The 18311-nt window shown below is 65.9% G+C and carries 14 protein-coding genes; 9 read left to right on the forward strand and 5 right to left on the reverse strand.

Going from position 1 to position 18311, the window contains the following annotated elements; all coding sequences use genetic code 11:
• Window positions 1-7: 7 nt before the first annotated feature.
• The 3 genes from kbl to ACEN8I_RS08395 are packed head-to-tail and all read left to right on the forward strand — an operon-like array spanning window position 8 to window position 3667.
• Window positions 8-1210, forward strand: coding sequence for a glycine C-acetyltransferase (gene kbl, locus ACEN8I_RS08385; protein WP_413327886.1), 1203 nt, complete (start codon window positions 8-10; stop codon window positions 1208-1210).
• Window positions 1207-2178 (forward strand): NAD-dependent epimerase/dehydratase family protein, encoded by a 972-nt coding sequence (locus ACEN8I_RS08390; protein WP_413327887.1) that lies wholly within the window; start codon window positions 1207-1209, stop codon window positions 2176-2178. The genes kbl and ACEN8I_RS08390 overlap by 4 nt, the downstream gene beginning before the upstream one ends.
• Window positions 2179-2215: 37 nt before the next feature.
• On the forward strand, window positions 2216-3667 hold the full coding sequence (locus ACEN8I_RS08395; protein WP_413327888.1) for an NAD-dependent succinate-semialdehyde dehydrogenase: 1452 nt from the start codon (window positions 2216-2218) through the stop codon (window positions 3665-3667).
• A gap of 16 nt (window positions 3668-3683) precedes the next feature.
• Here the strand turns inward: ACEN8I_RS08395 and ACEN8I_RS08400 are convergent, their stop codons facing one another.
• Window positions 3684-5009, reverse strand: a complete 1326-nt coding sequence (locus ACEN8I_RS08400) for an NAD(P)/FAD-dependent oxidoreductase (RefSeq protein WP_413327976.1) — start codon at window positions 5007-5009, stop codon at window positions 3684-3686.
• A gap of 344 nt (window positions 5010-5353) precedes the next feature.
• On the opposite strand from ACEN8I_RS08400, the gene ACEN8I_RS08405 reads away from it, so the two are divergent.
• Window positions 5354-6346, forward strand: coding sequence for an ornithine cyclodeaminase family protein (locus tag ACEN8I_RS08405; RefSeq protein ID WP_413327889.1), 993 nt, complete (start codon window positions 5354-5356; stop codon window positions 6344-6346).
• A gap of 99 nt (window positions 6347-6445) precedes the next feature.
• Here ACEN8I_RS08405 and ACEN8I_RS08410 read toward each other — a convergent pair whose 3' ends face one another.
• From ACEN8I_RS08410 to ACEN8I_RS08425, 4 genes are all read right to left on the reverse strand, one after another.
• Entirely contained in the window at window positions 6446-7429 is a 984-nt protein-coding gene (locus ACEN8I_RS08410; protein WP_413327890.1) for a threonine/serine dehydratase, read from the reverse strand.
• Between the two features lie 15 nt (window positions 7430-7444).
• Window positions 7445-8950 carry an aldehyde dehydrogenase family protein gene (locus ACEN8I_RS08415; RefSeq protein ID WP_413327891.1) on the reverse strand — a complete coding sequence of 502 codons (1506 nt, stop codon included), beginning with the start codon at window positions 8948-8950 and terminating at the stop codon, window positions 7445-7447.
• A gap of 135 nt (window positions 8951-9085) precedes the next feature.
• Window positions 9086-10012, reverse strand: coding sequence for a 2-hydroxyacid dehydrogenase (locus tag ACEN8I_RS08420; protein WP_413327892.1), 927 nt, complete (start codon window positions 10010-10012; stop codon window positions 9086-9088).
• Between the two features lie 4 nt (window positions 10013-10016).
• Window positions 10017-11777 (reverse strand): dihydroxy-acid dehydratase, encoded by a 1761-nt coding sequence (locus ACEN8I_RS08425; protein WP_413327893.1) that lies wholly within the window; start codon window positions 11775-11777, stop codon window positions 10017-10019.
• A 281-nt stretch (window positions 11778-12058) separates the two neighbouring features.
• Between ACEN8I_RS08425 and ACEN8I_RS08430 the strand changes: the two genes are divergently transcribed.
• From ACEN8I_RS08430 to ACEN8I_RS08450, 5 genes are all read left to right on the forward strand, one after another.
• The gene (locus tag ACEN8I_RS08430) at window positions 12059-12727 is read left to right on the forward strand and encodes a haloacid dehalogenase type II (protein ID WP_413327894.1); all 669 of its coding nucleotides are present in this window, start codon (window positions 12059-12061) and stop codon (window positions 12725-12727) included.
• 187 nt (window positions 12728-12914) lie between these two features.
• Window positions 12915-14534: an ABC transporter substrate-binding protein gene (locus ACEN8I_RS08435; protein WP_413327895.1), complete on the forward strand. Its 1620-nt coding sequence runs from the start codon at window positions 12915-12917 to the stop codon at window positions 14532-14534.
• A 101-nt stretch (window positions 14535-14635) separates the two neighbouring features.
• Window positions 14636-15592 (forward strand): ABC transporter permease, encoded by a 957-nt coding sequence (locus ACEN8I_RS08440; protein ID WP_413327896.1) that lies wholly within the window; start codon window positions 14636-14638, stop codon window positions 15590-15592.
• Window positions 15589-16458, forward strand: a complete 870-nt coding sequence (locus ACEN8I_RS08445; protein ID WP_413327897.1) for an ABC transporter permease — start codon at window positions 15589-15591, stop codon at window positions 16456-16458. Before ACEN8I_RS08440 ends, ACEN8I_RS08445 begins: the two co-directional genes overlap by 4 nt.
• Window positions 16458-18299, forward strand: a complete 1842-nt coding sequence (locus ACEN8I_RS08450; RefSeq protein ID WP_413327898.1) for an ABC transporter ATP-binding protein — start codon at window positions 16458-16460, stop codon at window positions 18297-18299. The genes ACEN8I_RS08445 and ACEN8I_RS08450 overlap by 1 nt, the downstream gene beginning before the upstream one ends.
• Window positions 18300-18311 lie beyond the last annotated feature (12 nt).

Here is an 18311-nt window from a genome sequence, read left to right on the forward strand (position 1 = left end):
ACCCATCATGAGAACCACCACTGATTTCTACGCTTCCTTGAGAGACGAACTCGAGGATATACAGGTCACAGGCCTGCTCAAGCTCGAACGCCCGATCCAGTCCCCGCAAGGAAGCCGGATCGCAACCGCCGACGGGCGGGAAGTGATCAACCTTTGCGCGAACAACTATCTGGGCCTGTCATCTCACCCCGAGGTCATAGCGGCCGCACACGCCGCGCTCGCTGCGCGCGGATTCGGCCTGAGTTCCGTCCGCTTCATCTGCGGCACGCAGGACGTCCATAAAACGCTCGAAGCGCGGCTCTCGCAGTTTGTCGGAACGGAAGACACCATCCTGTACGGATCGGCATTTGATGCCAATGGCGGGCTGTTCGAGACATTGCTCGGGCCCGACGATGCGGTGATCAGCGACGAACTCAATCACGCATCCATCATCGATGGCATTCGTTTGTGCAAGGCCAGGCGTTATCGCTACCGGCACAACGACCTCATGCATTTGCGCGAACAACTGAAATCGGCGGATGAAGCCGGGGCCCGGTACAAGTTGGTGTTCACCGACGGGGTTTTCTCGATGGACGGGACCGTCGCCCGCCTCGATGAAATCCGGGCCGTCTGCGACGAATTCGGGGCCTTGCTGGGCGTTGACGACTCGCATGCCACCGGCTTTCTCGGCAAGCGCGGGCGCGGCACCCACGAATACCGAGGTGTCTTCGGCAAGGTCGACATCATCACGGGCACCCTCGGCAAGGCGCTTGGCGGTGCATCCGGGGGGTTCACGAGCGCCCGAGCGGAAGTCGTTCAATTGCTGCGCCAGCGCTCGCGACCCTATTTGTTCTCGAACAGCCTGGCGCCGGTGATCGTCGGCGCGACCTTGAAGGTGCTCGACCTGCTGGAAGCCGGCACGGAGCTGCGCGACAGCCTGGAGGACAACACGCGGCACTTCCGCACAGGACTCGCGGCACGCGGTTTCGAGCTGAAACCCGGCGAACACCCGATCATCCCGGTGATGCTCCATGACGCGGAGTTGTCCCAGAAATTAGCACGTCGGCTGCTGGAACTCGGGGTTTACGTGACCGGATTCTTCTACCCGGTCGTTCCCAAAGGCCAAGCCCGCATCCGCGTCCAGATCAGTGCACAGCACACCCGTGCCCAGCTTGACGCTGCATTGAGCGCCTTCGCACAGGCCGGTAAAGAGCTGGGGGTGCTCGCATGACTGAATTACCTCGCATTCTCGTCATCGGCGCCAACGGCCAGCTGGGCACAGAGCTCACGGCCGCTCTGGCGGAGCGTTACGGCGCGGACAACGTGGTGGGCAGTGACCGTCTGGAAGTGGGCCGACACGCCGATCTGCGGTATGAGATGCTGGATGCCACGGACGACGGCCAACTCAAACAGGTGGTTGAGAAGCATCGCATTACCCAGATCTACCATCTGGCGGCAGCCTTGTCGGCGACGGGCGAGACCGCCCCGGAGTGGGCGTGGAAACTCAACATGGGCAGCCTGTTGAACGTCCTGGAGGTTGCGCGGCAACACAAGCTGGACAAGGTGTTCTGGCCGAGCTCTATCGCTGCCTTCGGTCCGACGACACCCGCCGATGCCACGCCTCAACGGACGGTCATGGAGCCCAGTACGGTCTACGGCATTTCGAAGCTGGCCGGCGAGGGCTGGTGCCGCTGGTACTTCGAGAACCATGGCGTGGATGTTCGCGGCCTGCGTTATCCGGGACTCATTTCCTACAAGGCGAGCCCCGGCGGCGGAACGACCGACTATGCGATCGACATCTTTCACGCGGCCCTCAGAGGGGAACGCTACACCTGCTTCCTGGCCGAGGACGAACCCCTGCCCATGCTCTACATGGACGATGCGGTGCGCGGGACTCTGGAGTTGATGGAAGCCCCCAGTTCGGCCATCACCGAACGCGGCAGCTACAACCTCGCCGGTGTGAGCTTCACGCCTCGCGAGATCGCACAGGAGATACGGAAGCACCTGCCGGATTTCGAGATCGTGTACCAGCCCGATTTCCGTCAGGCGATCGCCAGCGGGTGGCCCGATTCGATCGACGACAGCTGCGCGCGGCGCGATTGGGGTTGGGCTCCGAGATACGACCTTGCGGCGACCGTGCGCGACATGCTGGAGAACCTGTCCGGCAGGGTGAAACCGCGTTCCACCGTGGTTGCGTGATGCCGGCGCCATTGGCTTTATTGAGAAAGGATCAACTATGAACACACAACACTACATCGCGGGCCGCTGGCAGCCCGCCCAGGACGAGCGCTGCTTCGAGGTCCGCAATCCGGCCGACGACAGCCTGGTTGCGCAAGTGAGCGAAGGCGGCGCCGCCGATGCCCGGCTGGCCGTGGACGCCGCCGCCTTGGCGCTGCCGGCCTGGAAGGCGCGCCCGCCGCGTGAGCGCTGCCTGATCCTCAAGAAATGGCAGGCGCTGATCGAGCGCGACGTGGAGCCGCTCGCCCAACTGATCTCGCGCGAGCAGGGCAAGCCGCTGGCCGAGGCACGCGGCGAGATCGCCTATAGCGCCGGCTACGTGGAATGGTTTGCCGAGGAGGGCGTGCGCGCCAACGGCGAAGTGATCGCGGCGCCCGTCACCTCCAAGCGCTTCATCGTGCTGAAGGAAGCCGTAGGCGTCGTGGCGGTGGTCACGCCGTGGAACTTCCCGGCCGCGATGATCGCGCGCAAGATCGCGCCCGCGCTGGCCGCCGGCTGCACGGTGCTGGCCAAGCCGGCCGAGGACACGCCGCTCACGGCGCTGGCCCTGGTCAAGCTGGCCGAGGAGGCCGGTGTGCCGCCGGGCGTGCTCAATATCGTGTCGGCTTCGCGCGAACATACCCCGCAGGTCGTGGGCGAGTGGCTTGCCGACCCGCGGGTGCGAAAAATCAGCTTCACGGGCAGCACTCCGGTGGGCAAGCTGCTGGCGCGCGATTCCGCCGCGACGCTGAAGAAGCTGTCGCTGGAGCTGGGCGGCAACGCGCCCTTCATCGTGTTCGAGGATGCGGACCTCGACGCCGCCGTCGAAGGACTGATGGCGGCCAAGTTTCGCAACGGTGGGCAGACCTGCGTGAGCCCGAACCGCGTCTACGTCCATACCGCTGTGCATGATCGCTTCGTCGACAAGCTGGCCGCGCGTGTGGGCGCCCTGAAGGTTGGGCCGGCGGACTGGCCGGAGGCCGAGATCGGCCCGATGATCAACGCCCGTGCGGTGGACAAGATCGAGCGGCACGTGAACGATGCCGTGGCCAAGGGTGCCAAGGTCGTCGTGGGCGGCCGACGGGTGCGCAATGAAACGGCGCGCGGCCCGAATTACTACGCGCCCACGGTGCTCATCAACGCCACGCGCGCGATGGAGCTATCGTGCGAGGAAACCTTTGGCCCAGTGGTGCCGATCTTTCGCTTCGCGAATGAAGCGGAGGTGATGGAGCAGGCCAACGACACGCCCTACGGGCTGGCCGGTTATTTCTATTCGAACGACGTCAAGCGCATCTGGCGCGTGGCTTCGGCCTTGGAGACTGGAATGGTTGGCATCAATGAAGGCGCCATCGCCGCGCAGGCCGCGCCCTTTGGTGGCGTGAAGGAGTCGGGGTACGGCCGTGAAGGCTCGCATTGGGGCCTTGACGAGTATTTGCACACCAAGTACCTGTGCCAGGGCGGGCTGGGGTAGGGTAAAACGCGCAAGCCTAGAAATCCGCCACCTTGCCCCAGGCCGATGCGTTGAACCGGGCCGGGTCGAAAGGCTTCGGGTCGAAGATCGGTTGGGCGCCAGACACGATGTCGGCGATCAGGTGGCCCGCGCCGGGGCCTATGCCGAAACCGTGGCCCGAGAAACCCGCGGCCAGGATCAGCCCGGGCACCTGCGGCAGTTCACCGATGCCCGGCACGCCGTCGGGCGTGCTGTCGATATAGCCCGCCCAGGTGTTGGCGATGCGGGCTTCACGCAGCGCGGGCAACAGCTTGACGGCACGGCGGTGGGTTTCGCGGACACCCGCGGCGTCGGGCCTGGGGTTGAGGATGCGGGCCCGTTCCATGGGCGTGATGTCGTCCAGCTTCCAGCGGGCGCGGGTTTCGTGGCCCCAGCGCATGCCTTCCAGGCCGCCGGGAAACACATTGCGCCAGCGCTTGGCGAACATGGGGATGAACTGCGGCGCAAAGCGCAGCAGCTGCGGCGTGGGGTCGGCGCGCCCGCGGCCGCTGATGGCCAGCACGTAGTGGCCGTCAGGGCGCCGGGTGATGGCGACGTTAGGGCCGGCCAGCGCGGCCGGCAGTTGCTGCGCCGGCGGAGCCACACGCACGATGGACTGGCGTATCGTGGCCAGCGGAAACCGCACGTCAAGCTGGTTGCAGAAGGACGATGCCCATGCGCCGCCCGCGAGAACCGCGGCGCGGGTCTTGATGGTCCCGGCTTCGGTGACGACGCCGCTGAGGCGACCGCCCTCCATCTCGATGCCGCGCGCGGCGCAGTTCTGGTGGACGGTGCCTCCCAGCTTGATGAGTGCGGCCGCAACAGCCGGCGCCGCCTTGGCCGGGTCGGCCGTGCCGTCGCTGGGCGAGAAGACGCCGCCCTTCCACGCGCGGCCGGTGGCTCGCCCGCGTTCGGAGGCTTCGCTGCCGCTGAGCATGTGGGTGGTCACGCCGGCGGTGATCGCGAATTCGCGCCACTTGGCCCAGCCCGCAATCTGGGCTTCGTCATCGCTGAGGTAGAGCAGGCCGCAGCGCTTGAAGCCCGTGTCTTCGCCGCTGTCGGCGGCAAACTGGTCCCAGAGCTCCAGGCTGCGGGTGGCCATGGGCAGCTCGCGCGCGTCGCGGTTCTGCTGGCGGCACCAGCCCCAGTTGCGGCTCGATTGCTCGGCGCCTATGCGGCCTTTTTCGATCAGGGCGACCGAAAGCCCGCGTTTGGCCAGGTAGTAGGCGGTAAACACACCGATGATGCCGCCGCCGATCACGACGACGTCGGCGCTGGCCGGCGGCTTGGGCGACGTCTCCAGGAGGCGCAGGGGTTGCGGCAGGGTAGGTGGCATTGTCGTTGCCGCGCCCTGGGCGCGTTGCATGGTCAGCGGTGGGTTCATGCAGCCATGGTAGGTGCTGGCGGGCAACCGGTGCTGCCGGATTGCGGCCTTCTTGCAACGAACAATGCTGTTCTCGGTGGATGGGAAGGAGATTCTGCTCCAGGGCCGGCGCGCCGTGCTGCAGCCCTGCAAAGCCCGGCCGGCCCGGCCGGCTGCCTGTGCCGCGCGGCGCCCTGAATACCGGGGTTTCTGTGCGGCGGCCGTGTGAAAACAGGATTTTGTGCAGGCCCTTCGTGTTGTACTTGTACATGCAGGAATACAGAACGACCAGAGAGAGACCACCCGTGAAAACACTGTTGCTCAAGAAAGAAGAAGTCCGCGGTTTGATCCGCATGAAGGAAGTCATAGTGACGGTGGAGGAAGCCTACAAGGCCTTCAACAGCGGCCAGGTGATACAACCCCCCTACATCGGCATCGACCTGCCTTCACACCGCGGGGAGATTGACTTCAAGCTGGGCTACAACCAGGGCAACGAGATGATCTCCATGAAGGCGTCCTCGGGCGGATTTACCGGCAACCCGGAGCAATACGGGGTGCCCAACGGCATGGGGACCGTGCTGCTGTTCGACGGCATGAGCGGCGCCCTGGTCTGCGTGATGGACGGCAGCCTGCTCACAGGCCTCAGGACCGGCGCCTGCGGCGCCGTGTCGGTCAAGGCGCTCGCAAGAAAGAACGCGAGCAGGATCACCTCGATAGGCACCGGCAACCAGGCCAGGATGCAGATACGCGCCATCAGGGAGGTGATGAAGATCGAAGAAATCCATGCCTGGGACCACCATCCCGAGACGCTGGCCAGGTACAAGGCGGACATTGAGAGCGAGTTCGGCATTCGCGTGATCACGGCCAATTCCAAACAAGAGGCCGTAGAAAACGCCGACATCCTGATCACCACCACCCGCGGGAAAGGCTCGCTGGTGGAAGCCCAGTGGATCAAGCCCGGCACGCACATCGTCGCGATCGGCACGGATGCGCCGGGCAAGCAGGAGTTCGATCCGCAGATATTCCGGGGCGCGAAAGTCGTCGTCGATTCCATCGCCCAGTGCATCGAGAAGGGCGAAACACAGCACCCTTTGAGGCAGAAGATCATGGCCCAGGGCGACATCCATGCGGAGATCGGCGAGATCCTGCTGGGCAAGAAGCCGGGGCGCGCGAATGACGACGAGGTCACGATCTTCGATTCCACCGGCATGGCCATTCAGGACAACACGACGGCGGCGAAGATTTACCGCAACGCCATCGAGAACAAGGTCGGCGCTTTCTTCGAGTTCCTCGAATAAGGTTTCACCGGAGCATAAAAAAAGCCGCTCAGCGGCTTTTTTTTATGGCGCCAAATGTTCGCTCCGGGTGCTTGCTCCGAGTGTTTGCTCGAACTGCGCTTATTCGGCGTCTTTGTAGATCTCGGCCAGGTCGGACAGATTCCAGTTCCCGCCGCTCAAGACTGCACAGACCTTCTCATCGGGCCTCACCTTGACAGCGCCGGCCAGCAGGGCCCCGATGCCGATGGAAGCAGCGGGCTCGGCGATCAGCTTGGCATCCTTGGCCAGCACACGCATGCCCGCGATGATGTGCTCGTCTTCCACGAGAACGATCTCGTCCACGTACTTTTCGATGATGGGAAACGGGTTCTGGCCCGGAACGCTGATGCGCACCCCATCCGCGATGGTGTTTTTCAGGGGAAGCGAGGTGCGTTCCTTGTTGATCCGGCTTTGGTAGTACTTGGGCGTCAAGGCGGGTTCCGCGCCTATGACGCGCACCGACGGCTTGATTTCTTTGATGGCGGTGGCGATTCCCGACAGCAGGCCGCCGCCGCCCAGGGGAACGATGACGGTGTCCACATCTTCCAGGTCCTCCAGGATCTCGCAGCCTATGGTTCCCTGGCCGGCCATGACCAGCGGGTCCTCAAAGCCGTGAATCGCCGCGTACTGGTTCTCTTCGGCGATCTCGCACACCCTTTTCCAGCGGGCGGCCGTATCGCCGTCGAAAAGAATGACTTCCGCTCCCAGGGCCTGGGTGTTCTCGATCTTGATCCTGGGCGTCGTCACCGGGACGACGATGATCGCCTTGACGCCCAGCATCCTGGCGGCATAGGCGATCCCCTGGGCATGGTTGCCCGAGGAAGTCGCAATAAGGCCGTTGGCGATTTGCTCTCTTGGGAGCGACAGTGCCTTGTTCAGGGCGCCTCGAATCTTGAAGGCGCCCGTGATCTGCAGGGTTTCAGGCTTGAGATAAAGCTGGCAGCCAACGGCCGGCTCGATCTTCTCTGCCCGCAACAAGGGCGTATGCCGGATGTGCGGCTTCAGCCGTTCCCGGGCTTCCCGGATATCCTGGAGGGTCGGGTAGTCATGCATCTTGACTGTCACTTTCGAATATTGTTGTCAGTTGGGCTCGCCCTGCCAGCCCAGGATGGACTTGGTCTCCAGGTACTCCTGCAGCCCCTCGACCCCGTACTCGCGCCCATTGCCCGAGTGCTTGTAGCCGCCGAAAGGGGCATGCGGGTTCCAGGGCGGGTTGTTGATGTGCACCTGGCCGGAACGAATCCGCGCCGCGACCGCGCGCGCCGCGGCCAGGTCCCGGCCCTGCACGTGCGCCCCCAGGCCGTAGACGGTGTCGTTGGCGATCTCCACGGCTTCGTCCACGCTGTCATACGGAATGATGGCCAGCACCGGCCCGAAGATCTCTTCCTGCGCGATGCGCATGCGCGTATGCACGTCGGAAAAAATCGTCGGGCGCGCGTAAAAGCCGCGTTCCAGGCCCTGCGGCCGGCCGGGGCCGCCGCAGACAAGCCGCGCGCCTTCGGCGATGCCCGCGTCAATCATTTCCTGCACACGGTTGAACTGCGCGCGGTTGGCCACCGGGCCGTGCGTGGTCTGCGGCGAACGCGGGTCGCCCACGACGATGGCGGACACCGCTTCGCAGGCGATGCGCTCGACCTCCGCCAGGCGCTCGCGCGGCACGATCATGCGCGTCGGGGCGCTACAGGACTGGCCCACGTTGCGAAAGCCCGCCGCCACGCCGGCCGCAACGGCACGCGGGAAATCCGCATCCGGCAGGATGAGGTTGGGCGATTTGCCGCCCAGCTCCTGCGCCACGCGCTTGACGGTGGGCGCGGCCGCCTGCGCCACCAGGATGCCGGCCCGGTTCGAGCCGGTAATCGAGATCATGTCCACGTCGGGATGCGCCGACAGCGCGGCACCCACCTCCAGCCCGCTGCCGTTCACGAGGTTGAACACACCGGCGGGGATGCCGGCGTCGTGCAGCACCTGGGCAAAGAGCAGGGCGCTCAGGGGTGACAGCTCGCTGGGCTTGAGCACCACGGTGCAGCCTGCCGCCAGGGCGGGCCCGACCTTGGCGGTGATCTGGTAGAGCGGCCAGTTCCAGGGCGTGATCAGTGCGCAGACGCCGATGGCCTCGCGCATGATGGCCACGCCCTCGCGATGGGTGAGGAAGGGATAGCTGCCCGCGAGGTCGCGCGCCACGCGAATGTGCTCTGCCGCCATGGGCACCTGCGCGCCGCGCGCCGTGCTGATGGCGGCGCCCATTTCGAGCGAGATCGCCTGGGCGAACAATTCCGCCCGCTCAAGGATCAGGCTGTGCACGCGGTCCAGCAGCGCGGCCCGGTCCTGGGGGGAACTGACAGACCAGCCGGCAAAGGCGCGCCGCGCCGCGATCACTGCCTCGTCCACGTCCTGCGCATTGCCCCGGGCGATCTCGGCGATGGTCTCCTCGGTCGATGGGTCAACGACGGCGGCGCGGCCATGGCCCAGGGGCAACACCCATTCACCGTCTATAAAAAGGCGGTCCAGGTGGCCGGCACTTGCAAGCTGCTCAACGAGGCGCATTCCCTCGTCGATGGCGTCGTCCACTGCGTCGTCTTTCCCCATGATTGCCTCTCAAAAGAATTGAAGTCATGGTACTGCCGGGGCCTGAAACAGGTGTGCCGTTTCGCTGTGGGCATTCGGCATGAATGGTGCGCAAGCGGGGCATAACCGCAGCATCTGCGGTGGGGGCGACGGACCTCAATACCCCCGCCCCCGGTCAACCACATCCCTCAGCGCTTCCCCGCGCTGATCCCGCCGGATGTTCTCCAGCAGAATCGGCGCCGCGCTCTCGGGCTGCGTCATGCTCGCCACATGCGGCGTCACGAAAACCCTTGGATGCGCCCAGAACGGATGATCAGCCGGCAAGGGCTCCGGCTCGGTCACGTCGAGGATGGCGCGGGAGAGCTGGCCTGAGTCCAGGGCTTCAATGAGATCGGCATCCACCAACTGCGGCCCACGGCCCACGTTGACCAGGGCCGCGCCTTTGGGCAGGGCCGCAAACAGCTCGCGATTCAAAATGCCTTTTGTCGCCGGGGTCAGCGGCAACAGGCAGATCAGCACATCACAGCCCGCCAGAAAGGGTTGCAGCTGGTCGGCGCCGGCAAAGGTTTCCACGCCTTCCAGTGTGCGCGGCGAGCGGTTCCAGCCGCGCAGCTTGAAGCCGAACGCCGCCAGCCGCTCCAGCACCGCGCAGCCCAGGCTGCCCAGGCCCATGACGCCCACGGTGCGGGCCGAGGCGGGTGGCACTTCGAGCGGGTCCCACACGTGGTTCGCCTTGTGCGCCATGTAGTCAAAAAAGTCGCGGTGCAGCGCCAGCACGGCCAGGCTCACGTATTCGACCATGCCGTTGATGATGCCGGGCTCGACCATGCGCACCAGTGGGATGTGGGCGGGCACGGCGGACAGGTCCACGTGGTCTATGCCGGCGCCTGAGGAGAACAGGACTTTCAGCTTGGGCAGCTCGGCGAGGAAGCCCGCGGGCGCTTGCCAGGCGATCAGGTATTCCACTTCCTTGAGGTCGCCGGCGTCGGGCCAGATGCGGAAGTCCAGGTCGGGTGCGTGCTGGGCGAAGTAGTTGGCCCAGCCTGCCGCGCGCGCGGCGTCGGATCGGTAGAGGATGCTCATGGGTTTACCAGCCTCCCACCCAGCCGGTGAAGAGTCCCTCGGGCAGGGTCTCTTCGTCGGCGCCGCGCAGGAAATCAAAGTCGCAGCCCAGGTGGGCCTGCTCGATGTGCTCGTCGTAAAGCTTGCGGTAGCCGCGCTGGTGGGTGCGCGCCGGCGGCTGCCATTCCTTGCGGCGGCGCTCCAGTTCTTCGGGGGCTACGCAGAGTTCCAGCCGACGCGCGGCAACGTCAAGCTCGATGATGTCGCCGTCGCGCACCAGGGCCAGCGGCCCGCCCACAGCGGCTTCGGGCGAGACATGCAGCACGGCGGCGCCGTAGCCGGTGCCGCTCATGCGCGCGTCGGAGATACGCAGCATGTCGCGCACACCGCGCTCCATGAGCTTGCGCGGGATGGGCAGCATGCCCCATTCGGGCATGGCCGCGCCTACGGGGCCGGCGTTGCGCAGAATCAGCACGCTGTTCTCGTCAATACCCAGGGCGGGGTCGTCAATGCGGTCGGCAATGGTCTGCACATCTTCGAACACCACGGCGCGGCCGCGGTGGCGCAGCAGTTTCGGGTCGGCGGCGCAGGTCTTCATCACCGCGCCGTCGGGTGCGAGGTTGCCTTTGACGACGACCAGCGGCTCCCCGGGCTTCACGGGCTTGTCCAGCGGGCGTATCACCTCGGTGTCGGTGACCTCGGCGGCCGCGATGATGTCGCCGATCGTGCGCCCATCGACGGTGCGCGCATCCAGGTGCAGCAGCGGGGCCAGGGTCTTGAGCAGGGCCGGCACGCCGCCGGCCGCCATGAGCCGCTCGGTCAGGTGCTCACCGGCCGGCTGCACGTTGGAGATCAGCGGCACGCGGCGGGCGATCTCGTCGAAGCGGTCCAGCGTCAGCGGCACGCCCACGCGGCCGGCCAGGGCCAGCAGGTGGATGATGGTGTTGGTCGAGCCGCCCACCGCGCACAGCAGGGTGATGGCGTTGTCGAAGGCGCGCGCGTCGAGGATTTCTTTCGGGCACGGGCCTCCTTCGCCGGCCATGCGGGCGCTGCGGCGGCCCACTTCGCGCGCGATCTGGGTGCGCCGGCCGTCGACCGCCGGCACCATGCTGCTGCCGGGCAGGGCCACACCCAGGGCTTCGCCGATGGCGGCCATGGTGGAGGCTGTGCCCATCTCGGCGCAGTGGCCCGGTGTGCCCATCACGTTGCGCTCGAAGGCCGCGAACTCGCATTGCGACAGCTTGCCGGCGCGCAGGCTGTCGACGATGCGCCAGACACCGGTGGCGTTGCCCAGGTCGCCGCCGGTCAGGGAGCGCGGCGTCGCCGGACCGCTGGCCAGGAAGATAAAGGGCACGCCGGCGCTGGCCGCGCCCATCATGAGCGCCGGTTGCGTCTTGTCGCAGCCGCCGAGCAGCACCACCGCATCGAAGGGATGGGCACGTATGCATTCCTCCGTCTCCATCGCCAGCAGGTTGCGAAAGGGGAAGGAGGTCGGCTTGATGATGTTCTCGCTGAGCGACATCAGCGGCGCCTCAAACGGGATGCCGCCGGCTTCGAGGATGCCGGTCCGCACCTCCTGCGCCAGCACGCGCAGGTTGGAGTTGCAGGGGTTGATGTCGGACCAGGTGTTGAGGATGCCCACAACGGGGCGCGTCATCAGGTCTTCACGGCTCCAGCCGGCCGCAGCCAGGGTGGAACGGTGCACAAAGCCGGGAAGGTCGTCCTTGCGGAACCAGCGTGCGCTGCGCAGCGGCCGGCCGGAGGAGGAGGTGTCGTTGTTGTCCATGATTGCCCTCGATAAATGCCCGCTAGAGGCCTGCTAAGGACCCACGAAAGGCCCACTGAAGAATCGAAGTCATGGTACCCACCCGGGCCGGATTTGATCTGCCGTTTCGCCGCGGGCATTCGGCATGAACGATGCGCACGCGGCGCACAACCGCAGCATCTGCGGCGGCGCTTCAATAGCATTCATGGCATGGCGGCGGATTCGCTCGCGGCCCCTTTCGTGACCTTGACCTTTCATGATCTTTCAATGACCTTCCAGCTACTTCCCAAGGAGACGCTTTCATGACCTTCCGCCCCAAGTACATCACCTTCGACTGCTACGGCACGCTGACCTACTTCCCCATGCACCAGGTGGCCTACGACCTCTATGAAGGCCAGCTGCCGCCCGAGCGCATGCATGTATTCCTGAAAGATTTCGCTGACTACCGCTTCGACGAAGTCATGGGCGACTGGAAGCCCTACGAGCAGGTGCTGAACTCGGCGCTCAAGCGCGCCTGCAAGCGCCACGGCCTGGCCTTCAAGGACGAGCACGCTCGCACGGTCTACGACGCCGTGCCGACCTGGGGCCCGCATGCCGACGTGCCGCACGCCCTCACGCGCGTGGGCAAGAAGATCCCGCTGGTGATCCTGTCCAACGCCATGAACGAGCAGATCCACCACAACGTGGCCAAGCTGCAGGCGCCCTTCCACAAGATCTACACCGCGCAGGATGCCGGCGCCTACAAGCCGCGGCTGCGGGCTTTCGAATACATGCTCGACCAGCTGGGTTGTGCGCCCGAGGACGTGCTGCATGTGTCTGCCAACCCGCGCTACGACATCTTCCCGGCGCAGAACCTGGGTATCGTGAACAAGGTGTTCGTCAACCGCGGCCATGAACCGCGCCCCAACGATGCCTGGAGCTTTGCCGAGATCCGGGACATCAACGGCCTGCCGGGCCTGGTCGGCTTGTGAAAACCCGTTCGCGGCCCCGGTTAGGCCGCGAACAGGTTCCGGGACGTTCGGCAGCGCACCGCACACCATGCCGCCGGCCGTCCACAAAACCGCAGTTTTAACCACGCACCCCCGTACGATCAAGGTATATCCCCGGCCGCGCGGTGCTCCAATGCCTTTACCCCCCACGAGAAACCAGGAGAACACCATGGCAGATAAGAAGCAACTAAGCGGCCTGATCGGCCCTGAAGAGAGCACGCGCATTCTTGGTGCGCTGCAGCGCGGTGCAAACCGCCGCGACGTGCTGGCCATGCTGATGGCCGGCGGCATGCAGGCCACGCTGGCCGGCGGCATCGCGGGCGTCGCTGCCAGCGCGCATGCGCAAACGCCGCGCAAGGGCGGTCGCATCAAGGTCGCCGAAGCCAGTTCCGGGGTGAGCGACACCCTGGATCCGGCCAAGCAAGGCAACGCGACCGACTATTCCCGCGGCTTCATGTTCTACAACGGATTGACCTACCTGGACGGGAGCCTGACACCGCAGCCCCAGCTGGCCGAGGCGTTCAGCACCAAGGACGCCAAGACCTGGATCTTCAAGCTGCGCAAGGGCGTCACCTTCCACGACGGCAAGCCGCTGGCGCCGGCCGACGTTGTGTTCTCGCTGATGCGACACAAAAACCCGGCCATCGGCTCCAAGGCCAAGGTGCTGGCAGACCAGATCGAAGACGTGACGGCCACCGGCCCCAATGAAGTCACCATCCGCCTGGTGGCGCCCAATGCCGACCTGCCGGCCATCCTGGGCACCTATCACTTCCACATCGTCAAGGACGGCACGACCGATTTCAACGCGGGCATTGGCACGGGGCCCTACAAGGTCAAGGAGTTCAAGCCCGGCGTGCGCGCGATCGCCGTGCGCAACGAGAACTACTGGAAGCCCAACCGGCCTTACCTGGACGAGATCGAGCACGTGGGCATCAGCGACGAAACGGCGCGCGTGAACGCGCTGCTGGCGGGCGAACTTGATCTGATCGCCCGGGTCAACCCGCGCTCCATCGACCGCGTCAACGCCAGCGGCAAGGCCGTCATCTTCGAAACCAAGGGCGTTTCGTACACCGACCTGATCATGCGGCGCGACAGCGGCCCAGGCGCCAACCCGGACTTCGTGATGGCCATGAAGCTGTTGTTCAACCGCGAGCAGATGCTCAAGTCCATCCAGCTGGGCCGTGGCGTCGTGGCGAACGACCAGCCCATCAATCCGGGCGACCGCTTCTTCTTCAAGGGCCTGAAGCAGCGCCCCTACGATCCCGAGAAGGCGAAGTGGCACTTGCAAAAGGCCAATCTGGGCAGCGCCGCCATCCCCGTGGTGGCCTCAACGGCCGCCACCAGCTCGGTGGAGATGGCCCTGGTGCTGCAGCATGCGGCGCGGCAGGCCGGCCTGAACCTGGACGTGCGCAACATGCCGGCCGACGGCTACTGGTCGCAGCACTGGATGAAGCACCCGGTCAATTTCGGCAACATCAACACGCGCCCCACGGCCGACCTGGCGCTGACCCTGTTCTTCAAGTCCGACTCTCCCACCAACGAGTCCGGCTGGAAGAACGAGAAGTTCGACCAGTTGCTGGTGGCCGCGCGCGGCGAAACCGACCAGGCCAAGCGCACCCAGATGTACGCCGACATGCAGGTCCTGATCCACAACGAAGGCGGTATCGGCATTCCGATGTTCCTCTCCAGCCTGGACGGCCACAGCAAGAAGCTCAAGGGCTTGCAGGCGATCCCGCTGGGCGGGATGATGGGTTCGAGTTTCGCGGAACACGTGTGGTTGGAGGCGTGAAGCACCCCCGAAGCGCCTTTGGCGCTCCCCCCTCCAAGGGGGCGCCACCTGCGGCCCGGCAAAGCCGGTTCCGCGATGGCACTTGAATGGAAGAGCCTTGTATGAACTTCACGATTTTGAAACTGGTTGCCAACCGGATTGTTGCCGGCCTGGCTTCGCTGCTGGCGGTGTCGGCGGTGGTGTTTGCCATCACCGCCGTGCTGCCGGGCGACGCGGCCGAAGAGAAGCTGGGGCAGGACGCCACGCCCGAAGCGGTGGCGGCGCTGCGCAAGGAGATGGGCCTGGACCGCAGTGCGGTGCTGCGCTACTTCGACTGGCTGGGCGGCATGGCCAGGGGCGATGCGGGCAAGTCGGTGGTCACCGGCATGCCGGTGGGTGAGGCCGTTAACAGCCGCCTGCCCGCCTCGCTGCTGCTGGCCGCGGTGACGACGGCATTTTCCGTGCCGCTGGCCTTGGGCCTGGGCATCCTGTGCGCCTTGCGGCGCGGTTCGGCTTTCGATCGCTTCATCAGCATGGCGACGGTGGCTGTCGTGTCGGTGCCGGAATTCCTGGTGGCCACGCTGGCCGTGCTGGTGTTCGCGGTGCAGCTCAAATGGCTGCCCGCGCTCTCCTACGATGTCAACATTTCCTCGCCGGGCGAAATGCTGCGCTCCTTCGCCTTGCCGGTGCTCAGCCTGGGCAGCGTGATCGTGGCGCAGATGCTGCGCATGACGCGCGCGGCCGTCATCGACCAGATGGCGGCGGCCTACATCGAGATGGTGCGGCTCAAAGGCGCGAGTGCCGCGCGCACCGTGCTGTTCCACGCGCTGCCCAATGCCATCGGCCCCATCGCCAACGCGGTGGCGCTCAGCCTCTCGTACCTGTTGGGCGGTGTGATCATCGTTGAGGTGATCTTCAATTACCCGGGCATCGCCAAGCTCATGGTGGACGCCGTCTCCCAGCGGGACATGCCCCTGGTACAGGCCTGCGCCATGATCTTCTGCGCCGCCTACCTGATCCTGGTGATGCTCGCCGACGTGTGCGGCATCGTCGCCAACCCACGATTGAGGCACCAATGAACGTCGCCACTCTTGTACCTTCGACGGCGGCCACGAAGCGCCGCGCCTGGCTCTCGGGCTGGTCCCGTGCCGGCAAGTTCGGCCTGGCCGTGCTGGCCTTCTGGGTGGCCGTGGCGATCTACGCCTGTTTCGTGCCTGACAACGCGCTCGGCGAGATGTCCGATGCCGGCGTCTTCCAGGGCATGAGCGCGCAACACTGGCTGGGCACCGACTACCTGGGCCGCGACATGCTCCTGCGCATCGTTGCGGGCACGCCCTACACTATTGGCGTGGCCTTCGTCGCGACGCTGATCGCCTGTGGCGTGGGCGCAGTGCTGGGCCTGCTGGCCGCCGTGACGGGCGGTTGGGTGGATTCGGCCCTGAGCCGGCTGCTCGACACCCTGGTCTCCATCCCGAGCAAGATGTTCGCGCTGGTGATCATCGCCGGCTTCGGCTCCTCGGTCACGCTGCTCATTGCCGTGGCCGCCATCGTCTACACGCCGGGTGCCTACCGCATCATCCGCTCGCTGGCGATCAACATCAACGCCATGGACTATGTACTGGTGGCGCGCGCCCGTGGTGAACGCCACGCCTACATCATGCGCCGCGAGATCCTGCCCAACATCACCGGCCCGCTGCTGGCCGACATGGGCCTGCGCTTCGTCTACGCCCTGCGCCTGCTGGCCAGCCTGAGCTTTCTGGGCCTGGGCGTGCAGCCGCCGATGGCCGACTGGGGCTCTCTGGTGCGCGAGAACCTGGGCGCTTTGCCGGTGGGCGGCGTCTCGGTGCTCGCCCCGGCGTTTGCAATCGCCGCGCTGACCATCGCGGTCAACCTCGTGATCGACAACTTACCGGGCCATACCGACGCCGACAGGGAGAAACACTGATGGGCGCTACTGTCCGCGTGAATGAGCTGCGCGTCGTCGCGCAGGCCGCCGGCGGCGGCGAAACAGAAATCGTCAAAGGCGTGTCCTTCCGCATCGAACCCGGCGAGGTGCTGGCGCTGATCGGTGAGTCCGGCTCCGGCAAGACCACCATAGGCCTGGCCCTCATGGGCTACGCGCGCAGCGGTTGCCGCATCGCCGGGGGCAGCGTGCGCATCGGCGACACCGACGTGCTGGCGCTCACCGAATCCGAACGCCGCCGGCTGCGCGGCCGACGCGTGTCCTATATCGCGCAGAGCGCCGCGGCTTCGTTCAACCCCTCGCGCACCATCATGGACCAGGTGGTCGAGACCGCGCACATCCATTCGCTGATGCCGCGCGTCGAGGCCGAGAAAAAAGCCGTGACGCTGTTCCGTGAACTGGCCTTGCCGCAGCCCGACACCATAGGCCAGCGCTACCCGCACCAGGTTTCAGGCGGGCAGTTGCAGCGGCTGATGGCCGCGATGGCGCTGATGAGCGACCCGGACCTGGTGATCTTCGACGAGCCCACCACGGCCCTGGACGTCACCACCCAGATCGAGGTGCTGCACGCCTTCCGCCGCGTGGTGCGCGAGCGCAAGACCACGGCGGTCTATGTCACGCACGACCTGGCGGTGGTGGCCCAGATGGCCGGCCGCATCCTGGTGCTGCGTGACGGCGCCGAGCGCGAGATTGGCACCACGCAACAGATCATCACCACACCGAAAGACGACTACACACGCAGCCTGATCGCCGCCGCCAACCCCAAGGCGCGCACCGGTGAGGCGCATGCCGAGGGCGCCACGCCGCTGCTGGAAGTGCGCAACCTGGTCGCCGGCTACGGCCCGCTGGACAAGCACGGCCGGCCCGCCTCGCCGGTACTGGACGACGTAAGCCTGCGCCTGTACCGCGGCCAGGCCATCGGTGTGATCGGTGAATCGGGCTCAGGCAAGACCACGCTGGCCCGTGCTGTCGCCGGGCTGATAGGCCCCGCCGGCGGCCAGATCATGTTTGACGGCAAGCCGCTGCCACGCCTGGTGAGCCAGCGAACGCCCGAGGAACTGCGCCGCATCCAGATCGTGTTCCAGATGGCGGACACGGCGCTCAATCCTTCGCACACCATCGCAGACATCCTGGCCAGGCCGCTGCAGCTGTACCGCGGCTTGAAGGGCGAGGCGCTGGACAAGCGCATCGCGCAGCTGCTCGACCTTGTGCAACTGCCGCAGGCCTGCGCACGGCGCCTGCCCGTGGGGCTGTCCGGCGGGCAGAAGCAGCGCGTCAACCTGGCGCGCGCGCTGGCCGCCGATCCGGACCTGATTCTGTGCGACGAAGTCACCTCGGCGCTGGATACCGTGGTGGGCGCCGCCATCCTCGACCTGCTGGCACAGCTGCGCAAGGAGCTCGGCGTGTCCTATATGTTCATCAGCCACGACATGAACACCGTGCGCGCCGTGTGCGACGAGATCGTGGTGCTGTATGCCGGCCAGAAGGTGGAGTCGCTCACGCGTTCGGCCTTCGCGCACGCGCCGCGCCATCCCTACTTCCATCTGCTGGCGAACTCCGTTCCGGAATTGCGCCAGGGCTGGCTGGAAGAAGTCGGGGCGGCGCAGCGCGCGGCGCTGCCGCTGGTGCAGGCGCCTATCGACCGCGCGGGCATCTGCAGCTTCCTGGACCGCTGTCCTTTGCGTGTGGCCGGTCTGTGCGACAGCAAGACGCCGCCGCGGCGCGAGCTTGAAGGTGGGGTGGAGGTGTTTTGCCACCGCAGTGCCGACGAACTGCTGCAGCTGCAAAAGACCAAGGCGCAGCCGCAGGAATGCACGGCCTGAGCCGCGGCCGTT

This window comes from Polaromonas sp. CT11-55 (assembly GCF_047303325.1).
Taxonomy (GTDB): domain Bacteria; phylum Pseudomonadota; class Gammaproteobacteria; order Burkholderiales; family Burkholderiaceae_C; genus Polaromonas.